Annotated in this window: 27 protein-coding genes, 1 tRNA gene and 1 riboswitch; of the genes, 22 read left to right on the plus strand and 6 right to left on the minus strand. The window is 36.7% G+C overall.

Annotated elements, in window-relative coordinates; translation table 11 throughout:
* Positions 1-9: 9 nt before the first annotated feature.
* Positions 10-186: a hypothetical protein gene (locus CVPH_RS03705; protein ID WP_201342169.1), complete on the minus strand. Its 177-nt coding sequence runs from the start codon at positions 184-186 to the stop codon at positions 10-12.
* Entirely contained in the window at positions 186-890 is a 705-nt protein-coding gene (locus tag CVPH_RS03710; protein ID WP_201342170.1) for a DNA alkylation repair protein, read from the minus strand. The genes CVPH_RS03705 and CVPH_RS03710 overlap by 1 nt, the downstream gene beginning before the upstream one ends.
* A 41-nt stretch (positions 891-931) precedes the next feature.
* Between CVPH_RS03710 and msrA the strand changes: the two genes are divergently transcribed.
* The 13 genes from msrA (at position 932) to radA (ending at position 8,476) form a co-directional block, all read left to right on the plus strand.
* Positions 932-1,423 carry a peptide-methionine (S)-S-oxide reductase MsrA gene (gene msrA / locus CVPH_RS03715; protein ID WP_201342171.1) on the plus strand — a complete coding sequence of 164 codons (492 nt, stop codon included), beginning with the start codon at positions 932-934 and terminating at the stop codon, positions 1,421-1,423.
* The gene (locus CVPH_RS03720; protein ID WP_201342172.1) at positions 1,420-2,166 is read left to right on the plus strand and encodes a HesA/MoeB/ThiF family protein; all 747 of its coding nucleotides are present in this window, start codon (positions 1,420-1,422) and stop codon (positions 2,164-2,166) included. The genes msrA and CVPH_RS03720 overlap by 4 nt, the downstream gene beginning before the upstream one ends.
* Positions 2,157-2,233, plus strand: a tRNA-Pro gene (locus CVPH_RS03725). The genes CVPH_RS03720 and CVPH_RS03725 overlap by 10 nt, the downstream gene beginning before the upstream one ends.
* A 296-nt stretch (positions 2,234-2,529) precedes the next feature.
* Positions 2,530-2,895: a hypothetical protein gene (locus tag CVPH_RS03730; protein WP_225879800.1), complete on the plus strand. Its 366-nt coding sequence runs from the start codon at positions 2,530-2,532 to the stop codon at positions 2,893-2,895.
* 30 nt (positions 2,896-2,925) lie between these two features.
* Entirely contained in the window at positions 2,926-3,054 is a 129-nt protein-coding gene (locus CVPH_RS10725; RefSeq protein WP_281064669.1) for a hypothetical protein, read from the plus strand.
* A gap of 605 nt (positions 3,055-3,659) precedes the next feature.
* Positions 3,660-3,878, plus strand: coding sequence for a hypothetical protein (locus tag CVPH_RS03735; protein WP_225879733.1), 219 nt, complete (start codon positions 3,660-3,662; stop codon positions 3,876-3,878).
* A 2-nt stretch (positions 3,879-3,880) separates the two neighbouring features.
* Complete coding sequence (locus CVPH_RS03740; RefSeq protein WP_201341627.1) at positions 3,881-4,153, plus strand: hypothetical protein; 273 nt, start codon at positions 3,881-3,883, stop codon at positions 4,151-4,153.
* A 190-nt stretch (positions 4,154-4,343) separates the two neighbouring features.
* Positions 4,344-4,550: a DUF2442 domain-containing protein gene (locus CVPH_RS03745; protein ID WP_201342480.1), complete on the plus strand. Its 207-nt coding sequence runs from the start codon at positions 4,344-4,346 to the stop codon at positions 4,548-4,550.
* Positions 4,551-4,810: 260 nt separating this feature from the next.
* Positions 4,811-6,064, plus strand: a complete 1,254-nt coding sequence (gene glyA, locus CVPH_RS03750; protein WP_201342174.1) for a serine hydroxymethyltransferase — start codon at positions 4,811-4,813, stop codon at positions 6,062-6,064.
* Between the two features lie 11 nt (positions 6,065-6,075).
* On the plus strand, positions 6,076-6,525 hold the full coding sequence (gene nrdR / locus CVPH_RS03755) for a transcriptional regulator NrdR (protein ID WP_201342175.1): 450 nt from the start codon (positions 6,076-6,078) through the stop codon (positions 6,523-6,525).
* A gap of 91 nt (positions 6,526-6,616) precedes the next feature.
* Positions 6,617-6,826 (plus strand): GDSL-type esterase/lipase family protein, encoded by a 210-nt coding sequence (locus tag CVPH_RS03760; RefSeq protein WP_201342176.1) that lies wholly within the window; start codon positions 6,617-6,619, stop codon positions 6,824-6,826.
* Positions 6,783-7,115, plus strand: coding sequence for an SGNH/GDSL hydrolase family protein (locus CVPH_RS03765; protein WP_225879801.1), 333 nt, complete (start codon positions 6,783-6,785; stop codon positions 7,113-7,115). Before CVPH_RS03760 ends, CVPH_RS03765 begins: the two co-directional genes overlap by 44 nt.
* Positions 7,115-8,476 (plus strand): DNA repair protein RadA, encoded by a 1,362-nt coding sequence (gene radA, locus CVPH_RS03770; RefSeq protein WP_201342178.1) that lies wholly within the window; start codon positions 7,115-7,117, stop codon positions 8,474-8,476. The genes CVPH_RS03765 and radA overlap by 1 nt, the downstream gene beginning before the upstream one ends.
* Positions 8,477-8,612: 136 nt before the next feature.
* Here the strand turns inward: radA and cobO are convergent, their stop codons facing one another.
* From cobO to CVPH_RS03790, 3 genes are all read right to left on the minus strand, one after another.
* A complete protein-coding gene (gene cobO / locus CVPH_RS03775; protein WP_201342179.1) occupies positions 8,613-9,206 on the minus strand; it encodes a cob(I)yrinic acid a,c-diamide adenosyltransferase in 594 nt (197 codons plus the stop codon).
* A gap of 6 nt (positions 9,207-9,212) precedes the next feature.
* A complete protein-coding gene (locus CVPH_RS03780) occupies positions 9,213-9,782 on the minus strand; it encodes a hypothetical protein (protein WP_201342180.1) in 570 nt (189 codons plus the stop codon).
* Between the two features lie 524 nt (positions 9,783-10,306).
* Positions 10,307-12,139, minus strand: a complete 1,833-nt coding sequence (locus CVPH_RS03790; RefSeq protein WP_201342181.1) for a TonB-dependent receptor plug domain-containing protein — start codon at positions 12,137-12,139, stop codon at positions 10,307-10,309.
* Between the two features lie 16 nt (positions 12,140-12,155).
* Positions 12,156-12,281: riboswitch (cobalamin riboswitch) on the minus strand.
* Positions 12,282-12,360: 79 nt separating this feature from the next.
* On the opposite strand from CVPH_RS03790, the gene serC reads away from it, so the two are divergent.
* The 6 genes from serC (at position 12,361) to aroA (ending at position 19,012) form a co-directional block, all read left to right on the plus strand.
* Complete coding sequence (gene serC / locus CVPH_RS03795; RefSeq protein WP_201342182.1) at positions 12,361-13,440, plus strand: 3-phosphoserine/phosphohydroxythreonine transaminase; 1,080 nt, start codon at positions 12,361-12,363, stop codon at positions 13,438-13,440.
* Positions 13,440-14,597: a phosphoglycerate dehydrogenase gene (locus CVPH_RS03800; RefSeq protein WP_201342183.1), complete on the plus strand. Its 1,158-nt coding sequence runs from the start codon at positions 13,440-13,442 to the stop codon at positions 14,595-14,597. The genes serC and CVPH_RS03800 overlap by 1 nt, the downstream gene beginning before the upstream one ends.
* Positions 14,598-14,608: 11 nt before the next feature.
* Positions 14,609-15,688, plus strand: a complete 1,080-nt coding sequence (gene pheA / locus CVPH_RS03805; protein ID WP_201342184.1) for a prephenate dehydratase — start codon at positions 14,609-14,611, stop codon at positions 15,686-15,688.
* Between the two features lie 94 nt (positions 15,689-15,782).
* Entirely contained in the window at positions 15,783-16,847 is a 1,065-nt protein-coding gene (gene hisC / locus CVPH_RS03810) for a histidinol-phosphate transaminase (protein ID WP_201342185.1), read from the plus strand.
* Complete coding sequence (locus CVPH_RS03815; protein WP_201342186.1) at positions 16,844-17,698, plus strand: prephenate dehydrogenase; 855 nt, start codon at positions 16,844-16,846, stop codon at positions 17,696-17,698. Before hisC ends, CVPH_RS03815 begins: the two co-directional genes overlap by 4 nt.
* 6 nt (positions 17,699-17,704) lie before the next feature.
* Positions 17,705-19,012 carry a 3-phosphoshikimate 1-carboxyvinyltransferase gene (gene aroA, locus CVPH_RS03820; protein WP_201342187.1) on the plus strand — a complete coding sequence of 436 codons (1,308 nt, stop codon included), beginning with the start codon at positions 17,705-17,707 and terminating at the stop codon, positions 19,010-19,012.
* Positions 19,013-19,309: 297 nt separating this feature from the next.
* Here the strand turns inward: aroA and CVPH_RS03825 are convergent, their stop codons facing one another.
* On the minus strand, positions 19,310-19,459 hold the full coding sequence (locus CVPH_RS03825) for a hypothetical protein (protein WP_201342188.1): 150 nt from the start codon (positions 19,457-19,459) through the stop codon (positions 19,310-19,312).
* A 78-nt stretch (positions 19,460-19,537) separates the two neighbouring features.
* Between CVPH_RS03825 and CVPH_RS03830 the strand changes: the two genes are divergently transcribed.
* The 3 genes from CVPH_RS03830 (at position 19,538) to CVPH_RS03840 (ending at position 20,652) form a co-directional block, all read left to right on the plus strand.
* On the plus strand, positions 19,538-19,732 hold the full coding sequence (locus tag CVPH_RS03830; RefSeq protein ID WP_201342189.1) for a hypothetical protein: 195 nt from the start codon (positions 19,538-19,540) through the stop codon (positions 19,730-19,732).
* An 87-nt stretch (positions 19,733-19,819) separates the two neighbouring features.
* A complete protein-coding gene (locus tag CVPH_RS03835) occupies positions 19,820-19,999 on the plus strand; it encodes a hypothetical protein (protein ID WP_201342190.1) in 180 nt (59 codons plus the stop codon).
* The gene (locus tag CVPH_RS03840; RefSeq protein ID WP_201342191.1) at positions 19,996-20,652 is read left to right on the plus strand and encodes an alpha/beta hydrolase family protein; all 657 of its coding nucleotides are present in this window, start codon (positions 19,996-19,998) and stop codon (positions 20,650-20,652) included. Before CVPH_RS03835 ends, CVPH_RS03840 begins: the two co-directional genes overlap by 4 nt.
* Positions 20,653-20,698 lie beyond the last annotated feature (46 nt).

The raw sequence follows: 20,698 nt of genomic DNA on the forward strand, positions 1-20,698 counted from the left end.
CACTTGTTTTTAAGGGTGTGCGGATTTCATGGCACTAATAACTGAGCTAAGATGATTGCTTGCACATATCATCTCCACTTTGTATTCTTTAATAGTTTCAAGTTTGTCCAAGTGCTCAATTGTAGGGTTGGCATTTTTTACAAGTTCTAGTTTTATTTCAGGGACATAAAAACTGATTTGAAACATTAAAATTTACCTTTTAAATAAAGTAGTCTTTGGTTTTCAGCCATGCGTTCTATGGCATATCTTAAAGTGGTTCTGGGTAGTTGCTTGTAATTTTCTTGCAAAAATAGCTGAGTTGCTTGATGGTCTTTTTTGTACACTTCCCTAAGCAGCCAGCCAATGGCTTTGTGAATTAAATCGTGAGTATCAGCCAATAAGGCTTTGGCAATTTTTAAAGCGGGCTCAAATTCACTTTGCTTAATAAAGGCAAAGGTAGCGACAATGGCAATACGTTTTTCCCATAAATCATTAGATTTTGAAAACTCAAATAACAATGGCAGTTGGTCTTGATGATGGTAAATATAATCCCCCACAATATGAGGCGTGGTGGTATCAACCAAATCCCAATTATTAACTGAGTTGATGTTTTTAAGATAATGCTTAAAAACAGAGACCCCATCACCCGATTGATATTTATTCACCAACATAATCAAACCACAGTGGCGCACTTCATGAATGGGATGATGAATAAGCTTGTCTATTTCATCATCAGCAATACCCTTAAAATACTGCTTAGCAACTTGCCTAATTTGAGGCATACGCACACCCATAAATTGGTCAAACTCAGAATACTCCCCCTTACCAGTTTTAAAAAACCACTCATTGGTTTGTCGTCTTTGCTCAGTTGCAAAAGATTTTAGTTGAGAGATAATCTTATCACTACTCATCAGTTATACTAATACTTTAATTTATAAGTGGACAATCATACATGCAAATAGCCTACTTTGCTGGTGGATGTTTTTGGTGTGTTGAGGCAATTTTTCAACGCATTGAAGGGGTTACTAAGCTCACCTCTGGTTATTGCAATGGCAACACTATTGACCCCACCTATCAAGATATTTGTACAGGCACAACTGGGCATGCTGAGGTAGTTAAAATTGAGTTTGATGAGTCAAAAGCATCCTTCAAGACATTACTAAACGTTTTTTTTGAAACGCACGACCCGACCACACCAAACCAACAAGGCAATGATCGTGGCACGCAGTATCGTTCTGCCATTTTTTATACCAATGACGAGCAACAATCCCAAGCAATTAATATGATTAATCAAATGAGTGATAAGATTGTAACGCAAGTTACAAAACTGGATGTGTTTTATCCCGCTGAAAATTATCACCAAAATTATTTTAATGACAATTCATTACAACCTTATTGCCAAATGCTAATCGCACCCAAACTAGCCAAATACTTTAACCAATGAACGAGCAAGAGCTGCTTAGATATTCTCGCCAAATACTACTACCCCAAATCAGCATTGAAGGGCAACAAGCCCTTAAAGATTCCACTTTATTGTTAATTGGCATGGGTGGCTTGGGCTCGCCCAGTGCTCTATATTTAGCTGCTGCTGGTATTGGACATTTAATCATTGCTGATTTTGATGAAGTTGAATTGTCAAATTTGCAACGGCAAATCATCCACTTTACAGACGATATTGGTAGAAAAAAAGTCAATTCTGCCAAAGATAAAATGCTTGCTATTAATCCTAACATAAAAGTCACTACGATTGAAAAACTAAATCAAGACAATCTTAATGGTTGGGTAGCTAAAGCTGATGTCGTTTTAGATGGTACAGATAATTTTGACATCCGCTTTAAAGTTAACAAAGCTTGTGTTATACAAAAAACACCCTTAGTATCAGCAGCAGTCATTCGCTTTGAGGGGCAATTATCCGTATTTAAAGGTTACGAGCAAACACAGCCTTGCTACCAATGCTTGCATTCAGTTGAAGGAAATTCTGATGAAAATTGTACCAGCAATGGCATACTATCACCTGTTGCAGGCATAATGGGCTCGTTGCAAGCTTTGCAAGCCATCAAAGTCCTTTTAAATTTGGGCGAGCAATTAGTGGGAAAATTAATGCTAATTGATGCGCTAGACCTTTCTTTTAGAAAAATTAAAATAAACAAAGATGAGTCTTGTAAAATCTGTGCGCACGGGGCGTAGCGCAGTCTGGTAGCGCACCACACTGGGGGTGTGGTGGTCACAGGTTTAAATCCTGTCGTCCCGACCAATTAAAAACGGTGTGAATAAATATGGATTCAGTGAGTCACTTTGTTTTAGGCGTAAGTGTTGGGCTGGCGATTAGCCCAAAGAAATCACCCAAAATCGTCATCATAGCTGGCATACTTGCCACAATGCCTTATTGACGTTGGCTAGTATTTTTCTTAGGCGTTTTATTAACGCACCCTATGTTGGATTTATTAACCATTTTTTGGCCTTTAGAAGTACCCAGTGTTATGATTGGCTCAATGTTTATTGTGGATTTATTTGTGTATCGCACCACTATTGTTTGGTTTTGTTGTTTTAATGATAAAAAAGCGCTCGCCAACTGTTGCTGGATATTTACTAAATACTTGGGTGTTAGTTATTAGTACATTGTACTTAGCACTTTCATTGATATTACAATCATATGTTTTAGATGTTGTTAAATTACCCATTCATAAAGCCGAGGTAACCAATACTTTTGTGATGCCAACCCCTTTTAATTTAGTATTGTGGCGAGTTGTGGCGATAGACAAAGATACGGTGTATGATAATTTTTATCACCTTTATAAAGGTGCTGGTTCGTGGATTAAAACCACTCACCAACAACATAAATTTAATTTAACAGACGATAGTATGATTCAAAAGCACAAGGAGTTTTCCCATGGATTTTATCGTTTAGATGAATAAAATGACAAGCTAATTTTAAGTGATATACACATGGGCACAACAACCATGCCAATTTTTAGCTTTGAAATTGCTAAAAAGCAACAAACAAAATGGCAAATGATTAAGCCTAAGAGCGTAGATTTTACTACCTTTGATTTTAGTAAAATGTTTGGTGACTAAGATTTATTTTAATAGAATTTAGCCTTTAATCAACCAAGGCTAAAAATAAAATATAAAAAAGCTGGTGCTAATTAAATAAAAAACTTCTTTGTTTTGTTATCATATAATCATACTAGGAGATAAAAAGATAGCGGGAAAAGCAAATATAATTAACACTGACCCCTTTATGCTACAAAGAGTTCGCCCGTTAAAAATATTTGGAAATATTGATGGGTATGTCTCATAGAAGTTAATGGTAATAGCTACAATTTTATTAAAAAACATACTAAACAATAATATCTAATGAGTCATTCAGCTAATTTCTGATGTGTTGGTTGAATTTAAGCATTAGGCTTATCCTCTTGCCTTGTGCTTATCGTTGTGTCTGTATAATCCATACCAACACCTATCAACGAGCATTTTCAAGCAAACCAAATGAAAGACTCTTTAAGCCATTTACCCAGCAACAAGCAACCCACGTAAGGTAAATTGTCCAAGTGATTCGTGAGGAGTTTGATGGGGTTGTGAAGCACACTTCAGGCAAGAGAAAAATAGGTAAGTTAGTTAAGGTTATTCTTTACGGCTCACACGGCAACGGGTAAATAAGCCACATACTGGTTATATTAGTGATTATGATATTTTTAGTGATTGTTAATCAATTTGACTTAGGCACAAAGTATGATTTGTGGGATACGATTGAGGATAAGGTTAGAATTTTTTTTGCCACCGCTTTTAAGCTAGAGTGCAATTTAATTGTGCATACTTCAGATGAGGTAAATAGCGCACTTAAAGAAGAGCAATACTTCTTTACTGATATTATAAAACCAAGGAGTTGTGTTTTATAAAAATGATAAACAGTATTACAAAAAAGCAGTCTTTATACTTTACCAAGCAACTGAACACTATTATTCTTGTCTTTCCTTTAGTACTGACCCAATACAAACCTTATACCCATAACTTACAACAACTTGGCTCAATGGCCGTTCATCAAGATGAGTCATTAATTGATATTTTTCCACAAGACAGTATAGGCTTAAACGCCGCTGCTTTCAACTACTCAAACAAGCCTATGTTAAAGCACGCTATTCTAGGCATTATAAAATCACAGAAGAAGAATTAAACTATTTAGGTGAAAGAGTAACTTGCTTACTTGCAAACCCTAACCGAATAGCCTTTGTAAAGAAAAGATTAAATCGTTTGGCTAAATGTAAAAACACCCCTCAATATAGTGAAAGTAAACACTTGAAATATGACATTAAGCTTCTAGTTTATAAAAATACTTTTGATAAAAAAATGGTAAAATTGTTAGCATGATGATGAATTTATCAGCGAATAGAAAAGACACTTTAGCGGTTGAAGTTAGTCATATATCAAATTTTAGTGTATGGATTTTAACTCGTCGTAAAGAGTTATTCATGTCTTATGAAGATTTCCCTTGGTTTAAAAATCAAACCGTTAACGCAATTATGAATGTAGAAGAACTTTCTGAGGGGGTATTTTTATTGGGAAGATATTGACGTGGATTTAACTGAAAAAATGATTGAACGTCCTAAAGACTTTCCATTAACGGCAAATACTTAGTATTTACTTCAGTTACTAATGTGCCAGCTGGGTTTTGTTGTTGAGCGTTTATCCTTAATTATCAAATACCAGAAGCGATGCTTAAATTAGGTATTATTAACTAACAAAAAATTGCACTTAAAATCTGAATTTAAGAATGATAATTTATTCTTTATTTGTGCGTTAAAATTTTAAACATTATATGACGAGGAAAACTATGTTCGATAAATCTCAAACGTTAGCTAAAGTAGATACTGAAATTCATCAGGCAATTGCACTAGAAGAGGCTCGCCAAGAGGTACATATTGAGTTAATTGCCAGTGAAAACTATACCTCACCTGCAGTGATGGAGGCGCAAGGTTCACAATTGACGAATAAGTATGCTGAGGGCTATCCGCGTAAGCGCTATTATGGTGGATGCGAGCATGTTGATACAGTTGAGCAATTAGCGATTGACCGTGCTAAAGCATTATTTGGTGCAGATTATGCGAATGTGCAGCCGCATTCTGGCTCTCAGGCAAATGCTGCGGTTTTTCAGGCATTGTTAGTGCCGGGAGATACAATTTTAGGTATGAGTTTGGCACATGGTGGGCATTTAACGCATGGTGCTGCGCCTTCGTTTTCGGGTAAAAACTTTAATGCCATTCAGTATGGCTTGAATGAAAAAACGGGTGAAATTGATTATGAGCAAGTTGAGGTTTTAGCAAAAGAGTATAAGCCTAAAATGATTATTGCTGGTTTTTCGGCGTATTCACGTGTGGTTGATTGGCAACGTTTTAGAGAAATTGCAGATGCTGTTAGTGCTTATTTAATGGTTGATATGGCGCATGTTGCAGGTTTGATAGCAACGGGTGAGTATCCATCGCCAGTGGCAATTGCAGATGTAACTACAACAACCACGCATAAAACACTTCGCGGCCCTCGTGGTGGTTTAATTTTGGCTAAGGCCAATGAGGCAATTGAGAAGAAACTTAATTCTGCCATTTTCCCTGGTATTCAAGGCGGGCCACTGATGCATATTATTGCTGCTAAGGCGGTGAGTTTTAAAGAGGCAATGAGTGATGAGTATAAGGTTTATCAAAAGCAAGTAAAGATTAATGCACAAGTGATGGCCAATATATTTATTGAACGCGGGTTTGATGTGGTGTCAGGTGGTACGGATGACCATTTATTTTTAGTAAGTTTTATTGACCAAGGGTTAACAGGTAAAGCAGTAGATGCTGCCTTAGGTAGTGCACATATTACGGTTAATATGAATGTGGTGCCGAATGACCCGCAGTCTCCTTTTGTAACCAGTGGTATCCGCGTGGGTACGCCAGCGGTGACAACGCGTGGTTTTAATGAAGCTGATTGTGCCGATTTAGCCACGTGGATGTGTGATATTTGTGATGATTTAGAGAATGAGGCTGTGATTAACAAGGTTAGAGAAAAAGTCACCAATTTTTGTGCTAAATACCCAGTTTATAACTAGATTAAGCCTATATGCGTTGTCCATTTTGCCAATCTGATGATACTAAAGTATTAGACACGCGTTTAATTGACGATGGCTCTCAAGTACGTCGTCGTCGTGAGTGTACGTTTTGTGGTGAACGTTATTCAACGCGTGAGACGGTTGATCTTAATCTGCCACGTTTGATTAAAAGTGATGACTCCAGAGAGGCCTTTAATGAGGCCAAACTACGTTCTGGCTTGTTAAAAGCTTTAGAAAAACGTCCCGTTAAAACCTCGCAAATTGAAACCTCCATTGCACGTATTGAGCGCAAATTAATGACCCAAGCTGATCGTGAAGTGCCTTGTGCTAAGATTGGTGAATGGGTGATGGAAGAACTTAAAGTATTGGATGAAGTGGCATATATTCGTTTTGCGTCGGTTTATCGTCAGTTTCAAGATATTGAGGCGTTTAAAAAAGAGATTGATAGATTAATGAGATAATTTATGCGTTATTTTTTAAGTCTGTGTTTTTTTATTATTAAGCGCTTGTGGTGAAAAGCCTTTAAGCTTAATACCATCTCAAGGCGTTATTTTGGTATTTGGAGATAGTTTGACTTTTGGTAAAGGCGTTAGTAAAAATAACAGCTATCCTTCGGTTTTATCAAAATTAACCCGTCATAAAGTTATTAATGCAGGCATATCTGGCGAAACAACGCAAGGAGGGTTAAGGCGTTTTGGCAAAGCATCAACCTTCATTAATGATTTTGCTAGAAGGGGGCAACGACATATTAAGAAGTGCTAATTTAAACCAAACCAAGCATAATTTATCTCAAATGATTGAGTTGGCGAATTCTAAAGGTGTTCAGGTTGTGCTTTTGGGCGTGCCTAAGAAAGGTGTGTTTCTAAGAACAGCTGATTTTTATCAGCAATTGGCTGATGAATACCAATTGGTTTTTGCAAAAGACTTAATTAAAGATTTATTGTCTGATCAAAAATATAAGTCAGATTTGATTCGTTTTAATCAATTAGACTATGAGTTAATGGCGCAGAAAATTTATCAGTTATTGCTTGACAAGGGCGCGTTAGAATAATGGCAAAAACAAAAGTTGAATTCGTCTGTCGTGAATGCGGCTCTTCGCATCATCAATGGGTAGGGCAGTGCTTAGATTGTAAATCTTGGAACACACTAGAAGAGGTTGTGTTGTTGCAAACCGTGCCATTAAAACCTACAATTTTGCAAGACCTTCCTGCCTCTAAAGTTCAAAATCTATCTGATATCAAATCAGAAAATAGAATTAGGCTTTCAACAGGGCTAAGTGAGCTTGACCGTACTTTGGGTGGTGGCTTGGTCGATGGCTCGGTGGTGTTGATTGGTGGTGACCCTGGCATTGGTAAATCAACTTTGATTTTGCAAGCGGTTGCTAAAATTAATCAAAAGCATACAACTTTGTATGTGAGTGGCGAGGAGTCGGTTGACCAAATCAGCGATAGGGCGTTGCGTCTTGGTATTAAAGAAGATATTCTTTTGCTGAGTGAAACTCATTTGGAAAAAATCATCACACTTGCCAAAGCAGTGCAACCTAAGGTTATTGTGATTGACTCTATTCAAACTATGGTAACAGATGGTTCTACTTCGGTACCAGGATCGGTAACACAAGTGCGTGATTGCGCTGCACAACTAACTCAATTCGCCAAGCAAACCAATACCATTCTTTTAATGATTGGCCATGTTACTAAAGATGGTGCATTAGCAGGTCCAAGAATTCTTGAGCACATGGTAGACACGGTGCTTTATTTTGAAGGGGATGCGGGCGGGCGTTATCGCATTATCCGCGCGGTAAAAAATCGCTTTGGTGCGGTGAATGAAATTAGCATTTTTGTGATGAGTGGGGTGGGTTTGCAACAGGTTGAGAACCCATCAGCAATATTTTTATCAAATTCAGCCAAGCCTTCACCAGGCTCTATGGTAATGGTAACGCGTGAGGCAACTCGACCACTGATGATTGAAATACAGGCATTGGTAGATATTGCCAGTGGTAATCCTAAGCGTGTGTGTGTTGGTTTGGAGCAAAATCGTTTGGTTTTACAACTTGCTGTACTACATAAGCATGGTGGCATTGCAACCCACGATCAAGATGTGTTTGTCAATGTGGTTGGCGGTATTAAGATGAATGAGACAGCCTCAGATTTGGTGGTCATGCTGGCAATTATGTCCAGCTTGCGGGATAAGGTTATTCCCAAAGATTGGGTTGCTTTTGGCGAGGTGGGTTTAACGGGCGAAGTGCGTCCAGTTTATAACGGCATTGAGCGTTTGTCAGAAGCGCAAAAACATGGTTTTAAAGTGGCCATTATACCCAGGGGAAATACGCCAAAAAAAGTACTTAAAGGGTTAAAAATTGTGTCAGTAGAGTATTTACACCAAGCTTTGCAATTTATGATTGAAAACACCTAAGATTTTAATTGAAACAAAGTTTTTTGATTAAAGGTCGATGCCTTTTTGGGCTTTAATATTTGCTCTAAAAGCATGTTTAGCTTTGCAATTTATGATTGAAAACACCTAAGATTTTAATTGAAACAAAGTTTTTTGATTAAAGGTCGATGCCTTTTTGGGCTTTAATATTTGCTCTAAAAGCATGTTTAATATCTTTAATTTCACCCACTGTATCAGCAAGTTCGATTAAATTTTTAGAGGCAGCTCTGCCAGTAATCACTACATGTTGGTCTTTAGGGCGGTTGTTTAAAGCGTTGATGATTTGTGTTTCATCAAGATATTTGTAACTAATCATATAAGTGAGTTCGTCAAGTACAACCAGATTAATTGAATCATCGTTTAAGTATTGTTTGGCTTTACTCCAAGTTTCTTGTACTATAGTTGTATCAAAGGCCTTGTCTTGCGTGTCCCAAGTAAAACCTGTTTTCATATATGCAGTTTGTACATTAGGTTGCTTGGCTAAGAACATATCTTCACCTGTGTCTTGCACGCCTTTTAAAAACTTGGCAATGCCTATTTTCATGTCATAACCTAATGCACGACAAATCATACCCAGTGCAGATGATGATTTGCCTTTGCCGTTGCCTGTAAGTAGGATAATAACACCTTTATCAATATTGGCTTTTTCTATGCGAGTATCAATATAGGATTTTTTGCGTTGCATACGCGCTTTGTATTGATTTTCTGGCACAAATATTTAATCTTTTTGTGCTGAGAAATAGGGCATTAATAAGTAGCGATGATTAAGTGTAAAAGTGATAAAAATAGCAACCATCCAATACAGCACTAATGGAATCTCAATAATTGACCAATGAACGATGTATGAGCCAAATTTGCCCCAAGGTGATGTGGTAAATGCAAAGTAGCTAGCGGTGGCAATAAACCATTGAGTGGCACAAGCCATGATGATGATTAATGTGTTTTTAATAATATTATGGTCAATTTTAAGTATTGTTAGGTATTTACCCACCCAAAAAATACCATAATAAGTCAATGGTAAAACGCTGTAAGCAGGCGTAATACAATTTACACTCACGCCTTCGTGAATGATTGCATAATTATCAATAGCAAAGGCACTGGCAATAATCACTATTGCTACCCAAAATGTACGTAAATAAACACCTGCAATAAACAAGGCAGGAATGGTAAAGTCTGGCAGATGAATAATTGATGATAGCCAGTTGGTATGACCACGAGTGGCAATCATTAAAATAACCATAATAAAAACAGCAAAGATAGCCTTTGTTTTGTGGGTTTGGTTTGTCATGTGTTTACTCCTAATGAATGTTTTTTATTATAGCCAATCGGTAAAGACAAAACTATCGCGTTCTATGGTTTCACCTTGTTTGAGGTTGATGGGTTTGTCAAAGTCTGGTGAGTCCGTATACAAAGGTGCGAAACTCACCATTTTCTCCACAAGGATCAGCCTTGATTGGCAATGTGTTTAATAGTGTTTTATTAAAATCATGCCCTGCAAAATCACTGGATAGTTGCTTAGGGTGGTCAATACAAGTGATCTTGGCTTTAATGCCAATATCAATCAGGGTATTAGAGAGTTCTTTGGTTTGAATTCCCTAGCAAGGAAAAAGCATTTCAATAAGATCAAGTGGCAAGCCAATTTGTTTGGATTGTTGTTTTAATAATTCAATATGATTGCCATGCATTGCCACGCGCCCAAATTGTTTATTAACCGTGGTAAAAAGCCCTACAAGATTAACACTTGGGTTTTGTTTAAGTAAATACAGAGCATAAGCACTGTTTTTGTCGCTGCTCCATGATAGTAAAGTGTGCTTAGAATTGATAATCTAGACCCATCTCAATTGTTCTACCAAGTTGGTTGTAAGCACCATTAAAATCTGTGGCAGTTATGTAGTTTTTATCAAGAGCATTCTTTATATTTAGTGATATTTTGACTTGATCATTAAGGCTGTAATTACTTGATAAGTTAACCAAGGTATAGCCATCAAGCATTTTGTTATCATCAATACTGAAAGATTTTCTAATGACTTGTATTCTTGAGTTGAATTTACCATGTTGTTTGTTAATGGTTAAATTGGTTGTATTTTTTGGTCTTCTAATGCTTTGTGTGTTGCTGTCATTTTCCTTACTTTTATTGTAATTGTGACTAAAGTTAATGTTGTAAGTGGCAATATTGGCATTAATGGATAGCTCAATTCCCTTAGTGCTTAATTTATCCCTGTTGAAATAATGAGGAATATTAGCACTACTAGTGCCGCCACTAGTGTCATAAGCAATTGCATTGTTAACTTTATTGTTATAAACTTTAATGCCAATCAATCCCCAGTCTTGTTGTTTTTCTATGCCTAATTCTATATTTTTTGAGGTTTCTGGTTTTAGATTTGGGTTTCCATTTCCATAATAAGCACCAAAAGAAGGTTCAGGCTGGTTAAACAACTGGAAAAGCGTTGGTGCTTGAAAGGCGGTACTATAATTTGCTGTTAATTTAAAACCACTGTCTAAATACTTACCAATGCCAATGCCAGTGCCAGTGTTGTAAATAGTATGGCTACCAAACTTATTATGCTTGGTGTGGCGAGCGCCTATATTGATATTTATGTCATTGATGTTCTTTTGCCAATTTATAAATAAATCTTTGCTCGATAGTTTTTTGCTGTCTGTGGTGTTTTCATCATTAACTTGCGACAAGCCAACATTAAATAAAGCGTCATCAACTTTAATACCATTAAGTATGGTTATAGTCGTGCTTTTATATTTGTCACCACTAGTGAATATAGTGCCATGCTGAGTATCTCTATTGCTTTTTGTTTGTGCAAGGGATAATTTGGCATGCCAAATATTGCTTATTTTTTTATTTGTATTGATCATTATTTTATTTGACTCCCTGTTTCCTGAACAGTCATCAACAGTAGCAGTGTCATTCCAACATCTATCATATTCAGTTCTATTTCTACTTTCTAAATAACTGACATCAAAGTGCTCATTACCAAGTTTGATTTTTGTAGTGCGATTACTAATACCGTCTTTGTCATTAGTTGTATCACTATCGCGCGTATCAATACCATCAGTTGTGTACTTATTGTGGGTAAATCTTACAAAGCCATTCTTGTTGCCACTACTTGCTGATAGTGCGTAAGTTTTAGAGTTGTGCGTGCCAAATTTAGTACTTACTGCGGCACTTTTACCATCAGCACCTTTTTTAGTGGTAATACTAATTACGCCTGCAATAGCACCAGAGCCATATAAAACAGAACCTGAACCTTTGATGATTTCAATTTTTTTAATATCGTTAAGCGCAATACTTGTTAATCCGTATTCCACTGCACCATTTATTGAAGCAGTGCTGTTGATACTCACGCCATCAACCAAAACTAAAGTATGGTTTGAATGACCTCCGCGCATAAAGATAGCAGGCACACTGCCTTGATGTAAGCCAACGCTTGGCACAGTTGCTAGAAAATCTAGAAAAGTATTAGCACCTGTTGCCTTAATATCACTTGCATTAAAGCTAAGTGTTGAGGCAATCGAACCAATAACCGGACTGTCAGTACGATATTCAGTGTTGAGATAAATGGGAATAGGTCCTAAGGTTGAATTGGCATTAAGACTGGCGATAAGTGTTACTATGGGTAAGATTTTTTGCATGATATCGCCCTTCGTGAAGTTAAAAAAAATTCAGTGATGTATCGGACTGATTTCAAATGTCGAAAAATACCGTTGCGAGGACAGTGTAGGATTTTCACCTACTTCCATAACTAAAATTAAGTGCAGATTGTAATAGGCTTTAAACATTAAATAGGCTTAAATATCTGAGTTCTGATAAAATCGTCTAACTTTTAATTTTATTAAACAAGGAGTTCGTAAAAATGAGCCAAGTTTATAACTTTAGTGCTGGTCCTGCTATGCTGCCAACACAAGTACTAAAACAAATGCAAGATGAGTTGTTAGAATATGGCAATGCACATGCATCAGTGATGGAAATTTCGCATCGTGGCGCTGATTTTATGGCAATGGCGCAAAAATTAGAACAAGATTTAAGAGACTTGATGGGCGTTCCCAATCACTATAAAGTTTTGTTTTTGCAAGGAGGGGCATCAGCTCAATTTTCAATGGTGCCGATTAACTTACTTCAGGGAAAAACTAAGGCTAATTATGTACACACAGGTCATTGGTCCAAAAAGGCAATTGCTGAAGGTAAGCGTTATTGCGAAGTAAACATTTGCACCGACAGCTCAGACAATAAATATACCGATATTGATGCCTTTGAAAATTGGAACATTGACTCTGATGGAGCTTATTTACATTACACGCCTAATGAAACCATTGCAGGCTTAGAATTTGACTATGTGCCAGAGGTGGGTATGCTGCTTGTGGCTGATATGTCATCAAGTATTTTGTCGCGTGAGATTGATGTGTCAAAGTATGGTGTTATTTATGCGGGCGCGCAAAAAAATATTGGCATTGCAGGGCTTACCATTGTGATTGTTAGAGAGGATTTGATGGGTAATGTGGTAGTTAATCAACCTGTATTGTTTGACTATACAACGCAAGCGAATAATGATTCGATGTATAACACGCCATCAACTTATCCTTGGTACGTGGCATCTCGTGTGTTTGAATGGCTTAAACGACAAGGCGGATTAAGTGCTATGGCTAAGATTAATCAAACCAAAGCAAAAACACTTTATGATGCTATTGATGGTTCTGATTTTTATTCAAATCCAGTGGCAATAAAATATCGCTCTCGGATGAATGTGCCATTTTTATTGAGTGATGAAAGCCTCAATGGTTTGTTTTTGGAAAAAGCAGCCGCTAATAATTTAATCACCTTAAAAGGCCATCGTAGTGTGGGCGGTATGCGTGCTAGTATTTATAATGCCATGCCACAAGAGGGCATTAATGAATTGGTGAATTTTATGAAAGCGTTTGAAAAGGAAAATGCCTAATGATTAAGGTTCTCACGCTTAATAACATCTCACCGATTGGCTTGGAAAAATTATCAAGGAAAGATTATGAAATTGCCTCAAAAATGAGTAATCCTGATGCAATTTTAGTGCGTAGTGTAAAAATGCATGATATGGAAATTAATGACAATCTTAAAGCTGTTGGCCGTGCTGGTGCAGGCGTTAATAACATTCCACTGGATAAAATGAGTGACAAGGGCGTGGTGGTTTTTAATGCACCAGGCGCGAATGCTAATGCAGTGAAAGAACTGGTCATTAGTTCTATGTTGTTGGCAAGTCGTAACATTTGCCAAGCTTGGCATTATGTTAATAATCTGCCGCTTGATAATTTAAAAACCGCCATTGAAGAAGGTAAGAAAAATTATGTTGGTTCTGAATTGCCAGGTAAAACGCTAGGCATTGTTGGCTTGGGTGCGATTGGCGTACAAATTGCTAATGCGGCACATGCTTTAGGCATGAATGTTATTGGCTTTGACCCTAGCATAACCATTAAAAGCGCTTGGAAGTTATCAGCAGGTGTAGAGCAAGTGTTAAGTGTTGATGAGTTATTTTCATGCAGTGATTTTGTTTCATTCCACGTGCCATTACTTAAAGGTACTAAAAACTTATTAAATAAAGAGCGTATCGCTTTATTACCCAAAGATGCAACCATTCTTAATTTTGCTCGCGACGGTATTGTTGATGAAGAGGCTTTAATAGTTGCTCTTGATAGCGGTAAAGTTAAGTATTACGTGACTGATTTTCCAATTGATGATAAAAAAAATCATGGCAGAGTGATTGCCTTACCGCATTTAGGCGCGTCAACAGTAGAGGCTGAAGACAACTGTGCGATTATGGTCATAAACCAAGTAAGAGATTATTTAGAAAATGGCAATATTACCAACTCGGTGAATTTTCCAGAAGTGTCAATGGCAAGAGCAGGCAAGGAACGACTGGCTGTCATCCATAAAAATATTCCTAATATGGTGGGTCAAATCTCAACAACCATTGCAGATTCTGGTGCTAATATTGTTGATATGCTTAACAAATCAAGAGATAGTGTTGCTTACACTCTGGTTGATTTAGAGCATGAAATTCCATCTTCGGTTATTAATAATTTAAAACAAGTCAAAGGTATATTGACTGTTAGAGGCCTTTAAAGAGACAAAGTATGAGCAAAAAAACACTATTAGAACTGCGTAATGGGATTGATATATTAGATAAAAAAATCCAATTATTAATTGGTGATCGTGCGCAATTAGCTGCTGAAGTTGCGCAAGTGAAAAAAGCCTCAGATGATAATAGTGTTTTTTATCGACCTGAGCGTGAGGCGGAAGTGTTACGTTCAATTATTAAAAGAAACGACAGTTTATTAAAAGACAAAGACATGGCGTATATTTTTCGCCAAATTATGTCAGCCTGTCTTGCGCTTGAGCAACCTTTAAGTATTGCTTACTTAGGTCCTGAGGGCACCTTTACACAAGAGGCAACACTCAAACATTTTGGACACAGCGTATCCACACTTGATTGTGCGAGTATTGATGAAATTTTTCATCAAGTTGAGAAAGGTAATGCGCATTATGGCGTTGTGCCTATTGAGAATTCATCTAATGGCGTGATTGGTGCTACGGTTGATATGCTTTATTCTCAAAATTTAAAAATTTGTGGCGAGGCGGAAATTTCAATTCAGCATCAGCTAATGAGTGCAAATCAGTCACAAGAAATTAAAGTTATTTATGCTCACTCTCAAGCATTGGATCAATGCCAACGTTGGCTAAGTAATCACTACCCAAACACCGAGTTAAAATCAGTGGCATCAAATGCATTAGCTGCTCGTATTGTTAAAGATGAAGCGGGCGCTGCGGCCATTGCTTCAGAGGTGGCACTAAGTTTATATGGCTTAGAAAGAATTGCCAAAAATATTGAAGACAAGGCTGGCAATGTCACTCGTTTTTTAATTCTTGGTAAAGAGGATGTTTCTGCTTCTGGTGAAGATAAAACCTCACTTTTAGTCGTGACCAAGCACGAGTCTGGTGCACTGTTTGATTTGTTAGAGCCATTTAAACAGCAAAATATTAACATGATACAACTGGTAAAACATCCTATACCTGGTGTTAAGTGGGAGTATCTATTTTTAATTGATATTGAGGGACATAAAGACGATAAAAAAGTAAATTTAGCATTAGCAGAAGTGGCTAGTAGAGTGCTTAAAGTTAATGTACTTGGCTCGTATCCTGTTGCTGTTTTATAAGGTGATTGATCGTTATGATAATATTAATTTTTAAGAGGGTGATTTTCTCTTTTGCACATTTGCAAAACTCTTGCTTGTTTGGAAAATTTTCATTATGAGTGTTTGTCCAGCGATAAAGTCTTTAAAACCTTACCAAGGTGGCAAACCCGTTTCTGAATTATATCGTGAACTAGAGCTAGAACATATTGTTAAGCTTGCCAGTAATGAAAACCCTTTGGGTGTTGGGCCTAGAGTTCAAAAAGCCGTGCAACAAGCCATTACTGAGATTAACAGATATCCTGATGGTAATGGCTTTGAACTAAAACAAGCAATTGGTGAGCATTTGAACGTTGACATTAGTTGTGTTACATTGGGTAACGGCTCAAATGATATTTTAGAACTAGTGGCTAGGGCTTATGTTTGCCACGTTGATGATGAAGTGGTGTTTTCAGAGTATGCATTTGTGGTTTACCCTTTAGTGACTCAAGCGCTTGGTGCAAAGGCAGTGGTGACAAAATCTAAGAATTTTGGATATGATTTGGATGCAATGTTTGCGGCAATCAGTGACAAAACCAAACTTGTTTTCATTGCCAATCCAAACAATCCAACAGGTACACTTTTAAGTAATAAAGCTATTTTTCAGTTTTTAAAGCAAGTGCAAAAATCAGTTGTTGTGGTATTAGACCAGGCTTATTTTGAATATTTAGATGTTGAAGATAGGGCCATTGAATGGCTAAAAGAATTTGATAATTTAATCATTACTCGCACTTTTTCTAAAGCTTATGCTTTAGCAGGATTAAGGGTAGGCTATAGCGTATCAAGTGCTAAGATAGCTGATTATTTAAACCGTATTCGTCAGCCATTTAATGTCAATCACATTGCGCAAATAGCCGCCATATCAGCATTGGCTGATGATTCTTTTTTAACAAGGTCAATACTTGCTAATAAAAATGGCTTAATTCAGTTATCAAAAGGATTGGATGAATTACAACTTTCTTATATCAAGTCTTTTGCAAATTTTATTGCACTAAAGGTTGATGATGCAGCCGATATTTATCAAAAATTATTGACAAAGGGTTTTATTGTACGACCAGTGGAGATGGAGAATTATTTAAGAGTGTCTATTGGCACATTAAAAGAAAACAATGACTTCTTAGAGGCGTTAAAATCAGTCTTATGATAGATAAAATTTGTATTATTGGGGTTGGGTTAATTGGCGGCTCCTTTGCAGTTGGATTAAAGCAGGCGGGTCAAGTGAAAACTATTGTTGGTTTTTCTAGACAGGAGTCGCATCTTAAAAAGGCACAAGAAATGGGTGTTATTGATGCGTATAGTTTAGATATTGCTCAGGCTTTAAAACAAGTGCAAATGGTTATTATTGCAACGCCAGTAAATAGCTTTCAAACCATTTTAGAATTGATTAAGCCCCATATTGATGAATCGGTTATTATTTCTGATGTGGGTAGTACCAAGGGTAGTGTGATAAAAATTGCCAAATTGGTATTTGGTCAAATGCCAGTAAGGTTTATTCCAGCCCATCCAATTGCTGGCAAGGAAAAAAGTGGCATTGAGGCGGTTGATGCTCAATTGTTTAACCATAAGCGTGTTATTTTAACGCCAGAAAAAAATGCAGATGCTCAAGCGGTGGATATATTAAGTAGTCTGTGGCGTTCACTTGGCGCTAAAGTAGAGATTATGAGTGATAAAAATCACGATGATTTACTAGCCATGACCTCTCATTTGCCACATATGTTAGTGTATGGATTGATGGATTATTTAATCAGCAACAACCCAGATGCTTGTCGTTATGCAGCGGGTGGATTTAAGGATTTTTCACGCATTGCCTCATCAGATGCGCTTATGTGGCGCGATATTTGCATTAATAACCCTAAGGAAATTGTGAAGCACATTGAGGGCTATCAACAAACATTAGAAAAAATATCAAACTTAATTAAAAATAATCAAGCACAAGCACTTGAAAATCTTTTTCAAGAGGCTAAATCTGCACGAGACAATTGGTTGGATGGTTAAAAAAATATGAGTAAATTTGTTGCAAAGCCAACCAATTCATTGTCTGGTCGTTTAAAAATTCCTGGCGATAAATCAATTTCCCATCGAAGTATTATGCTAGGCTCCTTGGCTAATGGCATTACTAAAATCAGTGGTTTTTTAGAAGGAGAGGATGCGCTATCAACGTTAAAAGCCTTTCAAGCCATGGGGGTTAAAATTGAGCGTAATGGTGATAAGGTTACTATTTATGGCGTGGGTCTTAATGGGCTAAAAAAACCTTTAGCGCCACTTGATTTAGGCAATTCTGGCACCTCCATTCGTTTAATATCTGGTATATTAGCAGCGCAAACATTTGATAGTGAATTATGTGGCGATGAGTCACTTTCAAAGCGTCCGATGAGTAGGGTTATTAATCCTTTAACCAAAATGGGTGCGGTGATTGAAAGTAATGATGGTAAATTACCCCTTAAAATTAAAGGTGGGCAAGTGCTAAAAGGCATTCATTATGATTTGCCAGTGGCTTCAGCGCAAGTAAAGTCTTGTGTGCTTTTAGCGGGTTTATATGCACAAGGTGAAACTTGCATTAAAGAGTCAGCACCCACACGAGATCATACTGAGCGCATGTTAAAAGGCTTGGATTACAAGGTGAGTGTTAATAAAAATAAAATATGTTTAACAGGTGGTGCTCAGTTAAGCACTTTTGCAATACAAGTGCCAAGTGATATATCATCAGCTGCATTTTTTATGGTAGCTGCATCAATTGCACCAAAAGCAGATATAACCCTTATTGGTGTTAATATTAACCCAACACGAACAGGTGTTATTGATATTTTGAAGTTAATGGGCGCCAATTTAAGCTTGTCAAATGAGCGTGAGATTGGTGGAGAGCTGTTAGCCGATATTCGCATTCAATCAGCGCGACTAAAAGGTACCCGCATCCCTGAAAATTTAGTACCACTAGCCATTGATGAACTTCCTGTTATTTTTATTGCAGCCAGCTGTGCTAAGGGTGAAACCATACTGACTGGTGCCAAAGAACTAAGAGTCAAGGAATCTGATCGTATTCAAGTGATGGCAGATGGTTTGAGCATTCTTGGTATTGAAAATGAAGTGCTTGAGGATGGCATTAAAATTCAAGGTGGTGTTTTTTCAAAACCCAGCATTGCGATTAAATCTCACCACGACCACCGAATTTCTATGTCATTTGCCGTTGCCTCTCTAAGATGTCAGTACGCTATTGAAATTGAAGGTGTGGATAATGTTAAAACTTCATTTCCTAATTTTGTTGAACTTGCAAATCAAATAGGAATGAATATTAATTTAGTTAATTCATAAAGTGCTATCAATATGCATCAAAATTAATTGTTTTAATTTCTCCGCCACAGCTTTTAAAACAATCTAAGAATCTTTCTTTACAGATGTTGCGAGGCTTTTTAGGTTTTTATCGTTATTTATCCATAAAGGACTCAAATAACATGCCAATACCCATGCCTATTAGTGCATCCTTAGGAGTCTCTTAACATTCATCTTTTTGTTTTTTCTTGTTATTGGCGTATTTAGCCATACAATTTTGATTGTATTGTATTGAGTTTTGCCGCCACAAGCCATGCCATCTTGTTTTTGTCGAAAAGTCTAATTTTCTTTTTTTAACTGCTCAAGTTGCTTGCATTGATTAACGCACAATCGTCCAAAATCACTATCAGGTACAACGTATTGATAGCCAATTTCAGCGTTTAGATTTGAAGCTAAAAGTATAGACAAGGCGGTTATTATTAATTTCATGATTGATTTTTTACCACTTGATTCCTTTTATTATAAGCTAAAATAATATTTTTATTTCTAGTTCACAGCTTAAATTAAATGAGAAATTTTTTAAAATGGTTTTTTGGTATTGTTGCCGGTATTGTTTTAATTTTTTTAGGCTTTTATACCTTTAATCAAACGTTTGAAGAAATTAGTAAGATTTTGTATATGAACGCTAAAATAGTAACACAGTTTGAAGTGCGCGGTGAAGAGGTTTATATGGATGGCCCTAATCAATATGCAAACCTATGATCAATTTGTAGAAATCATTGAAAAGAACCCTCAAATTACCACGATAGTTGAAGGTAATATGAAGGGTTCAATTTTTGAGATGATACAATGATTAAATTGGCTTATTATGTGCGTAAGCAAGGTTTAAACACCAAGCTTTTATCATTTTCTAACATTAATTCAGGTGCAGTTGATTTATTTTTAGTAGGCGTTGAAAGGACGATGGAGCGAGGGGTGCATATTGGTATACGATTTACGCAGCACCTGCTGATGGTGTTGAAGAGATGAGCGAAGTAAATATTGTTAAATATAAGCTTTTAACACAACCAATCATTACAAAAAATTTAATCGCGTCAGATATATTGCCTGGTATTTTAGCGTCTAAAACAGAGAATATTATTTTTGACAATGCCGAGTCTGATACTATTATTATTAGCTTACAGGGCGCCCCTGTTACTGAATTTATAATAAATGAGACTTATCATATTCTGGTTAATCAAGCAAAACTTGATTTGAAAAAAGCACAATTTATACATGTTCATCAAGAACAGACACCAAGACCTTGGGAGTTTAAAGAGTCAATTACTTTCAAACAAGCTAAAGAATATGACAAAATTACGGTCAAATATGTGGCTGATTTAATCAAATTTTATAAAAATAAAGACAAAAAAGTTTATATCATTGGCGTTTCTTTTGGTGCATTTGTCGCCCAAGATTTAATAGCAACTTATGGTAATATTGCTGATAAATATTTAATTATAGCTGGCGGGTTAGATATGCCAAAAGAAGTCTGGACTCAGTTTTCCAAAGGATCTTATGTTGGTTTTGAATACGATAAAAATGGCAATTCTAAAGTCATTAAATTTGATGCCAAACAAGCAGGAATGGGAGGAAGTGGATTTGTTGAAGGTCAAAATATGGCAAAAGAGATGAGCAAGTAGGGGGAGTTATCTAAAGAGGAAATTGACTTTTTGAAATCAAAAAATG

This window comes from Abyssogena phaseoliformis symbiont OG214 (assembly GCF_016592595.1).
Taxonomy (GTDB): Bacteria; Pseudomonadota; Gammaproteobacteria; order PS1; family Pseudothioglobaceae; genus Ruthia.

Bases quoted from the DNA above. Each gene is read 5' to 3' on its own strand.
- CVPH_RS03705 (WP_201342169.1), bottom strand. From the start codon at position 186: ATGTTTCAAATCAGTTTTTATGTCCCTGAAATAAAACTAGAACTTGTA.
- CVPH_RS03710 (WP_201342170.1), bottom strand. From the start codon at position 890: ATGAGTAGTGATAAGATTATCTCTCAACTAAAATCTTTTGCAACTGAG.
- msrA (WP_201342171.1), top strand. From the start codon at position 932: ATGCAAATAGCCTACTTTGCTGGTGGATGTTTTTGGTGTGTTGAGGCA.
- CVPH_RS03720 (WP_201342172.1), top strand. From the start codon at position 1,420: ATGAACGAGCAAGAGCTGCTTAGATATTCTCGCCAAATACTACTACCC.
- CVPH_RS03730 (WP_225879800.1), top strand. From the start codon at position 2,530: ATGATAAAAAAGCGCTCGCCAACTGTTGCTGGATATTTACTAAATACT.
- CVPH_RS10725 (WP_281064669.1), top strand. From the start codon at position 2,926: ATGGGCACAACAACCATGCCAATTTTTAGCTTTGAAATTGCTAAAAAG.
- CVPH_RS03740 (WP_201341627.1), top strand. From the start codon at position 3,881: ATGATAAACAGTATTACAAAAAAGCAGTCTTTATACTTTACCAAGCAA.
- CVPH_RS03745 (WP_201342480.1), top strand. From the start codon at position 4,344: ATGATGATGAATTTATCAGCGAATAGAAAAGACACTTTAGCGGTTGAA.
- glyA (WP_201342174.1), top strand. From the start codon at position 4,811: ATGTTCGATAAATCTCAAACGTTAGCTAAAGTAGATACTGAAATTCAT.
- nrdR (WP_201342175.1), top strand. From the start codon at position 6,076: ATGCGTTGTCCATTTTGCCAATCTGATGATACTAAAGTATTAGACACG.
- CVPH_RS03765 (WP_225879801.1), top strand. From the start codon at position 6,783: ATGATTTTGCTAGAAGGGGGCAACGACATATTAAGAAGTGCTAATTTA.
- radA (WP_201342178.1), top strand. From the start codon at position 7,115: ATGGCAAAAACAAAAGTTGAATTCGTCTGTCGTGAATGCGGCTCTTCG.
- CVPH_RS03780 (WP_201342180.1), bottom strand. From the start codon at position 9,782: ATGACAAACCAAACCCACAAAACAAAGGCTATCTTTGCTGTTTTTATT.
- CVPH_RS03790 (WP_201342181.1), bottom strand. From the start codon at position 12,139: ATGCAAAAAATCTTACCCATAGTAACACTTATCGCCAGTCTTAATGCC.
- serC (WP_201342182.1), top strand. From the start codon at position 12,361: ATGAGCCAAGTTTATAACTTTAGTGCTGGTCCTGCTATGCTGCCAACA.
- CVPH_RS03800 (WP_201342183.1), top strand. From the start codon at position 13,440: ATGATTAAGGTTCTCACGCTTAATAACATCTCACCGATTGGCTTGGAA.
- pheA (WP_201342184.1), top strand. From the start codon at position 14,609: ATGAGCAAAAAAACACTATTAGAACTGCGTAATGGGATTGATATATTA.
- hisC (WP_201342185.1), top strand. From the start codon at position 15,783: ATGAGTGTTTGTCCAGCGATAAAGTCTTTAAAACCTTACCAAGGTGGC.
- CVPH_RS03815 (WP_201342186.1), top strand. From the start codon at position 16,844: ATGATAGATAAAATTTGTATTATTGGGGTTGGGTTAATTGGCGGCTCC.
- aroA (WP_201342187.1), top strand. From the start codon at position 17,705: ATGAGTAAATTTGTTGCAAAGCCAACCAATTCATTGTCTGGTCGTTTA.
- CVPH_RS03825 (WP_201342188.1), bottom strand. From the start codon at position 19,459: ATGAAATTAATAATAACCGCCTTGTCTATACTTTTAGCTTCAAATCTA.
- CVPH_RS03830 (WP_201342189.1), top strand. From the start codon at position 19,538: ATGAGAAATTTTTTAAAATGGTTTTTTGGTATTGTTGCCGGTATTGTT.
- CVPH_RS03835 (WP_201342190.1), top strand. From the start codon at position 19,820: ATGATTAAATTGGCTTATTATGTGCGTAAGCAAGGTTTAAACACCAAG.
- CVPH_RS03840 (WP_201342191.1), top strand. From the start codon at position 19,996: ATGAGCGAAGTAAATATTGTTAAATATAAGCTTTTAACACAACCAATC.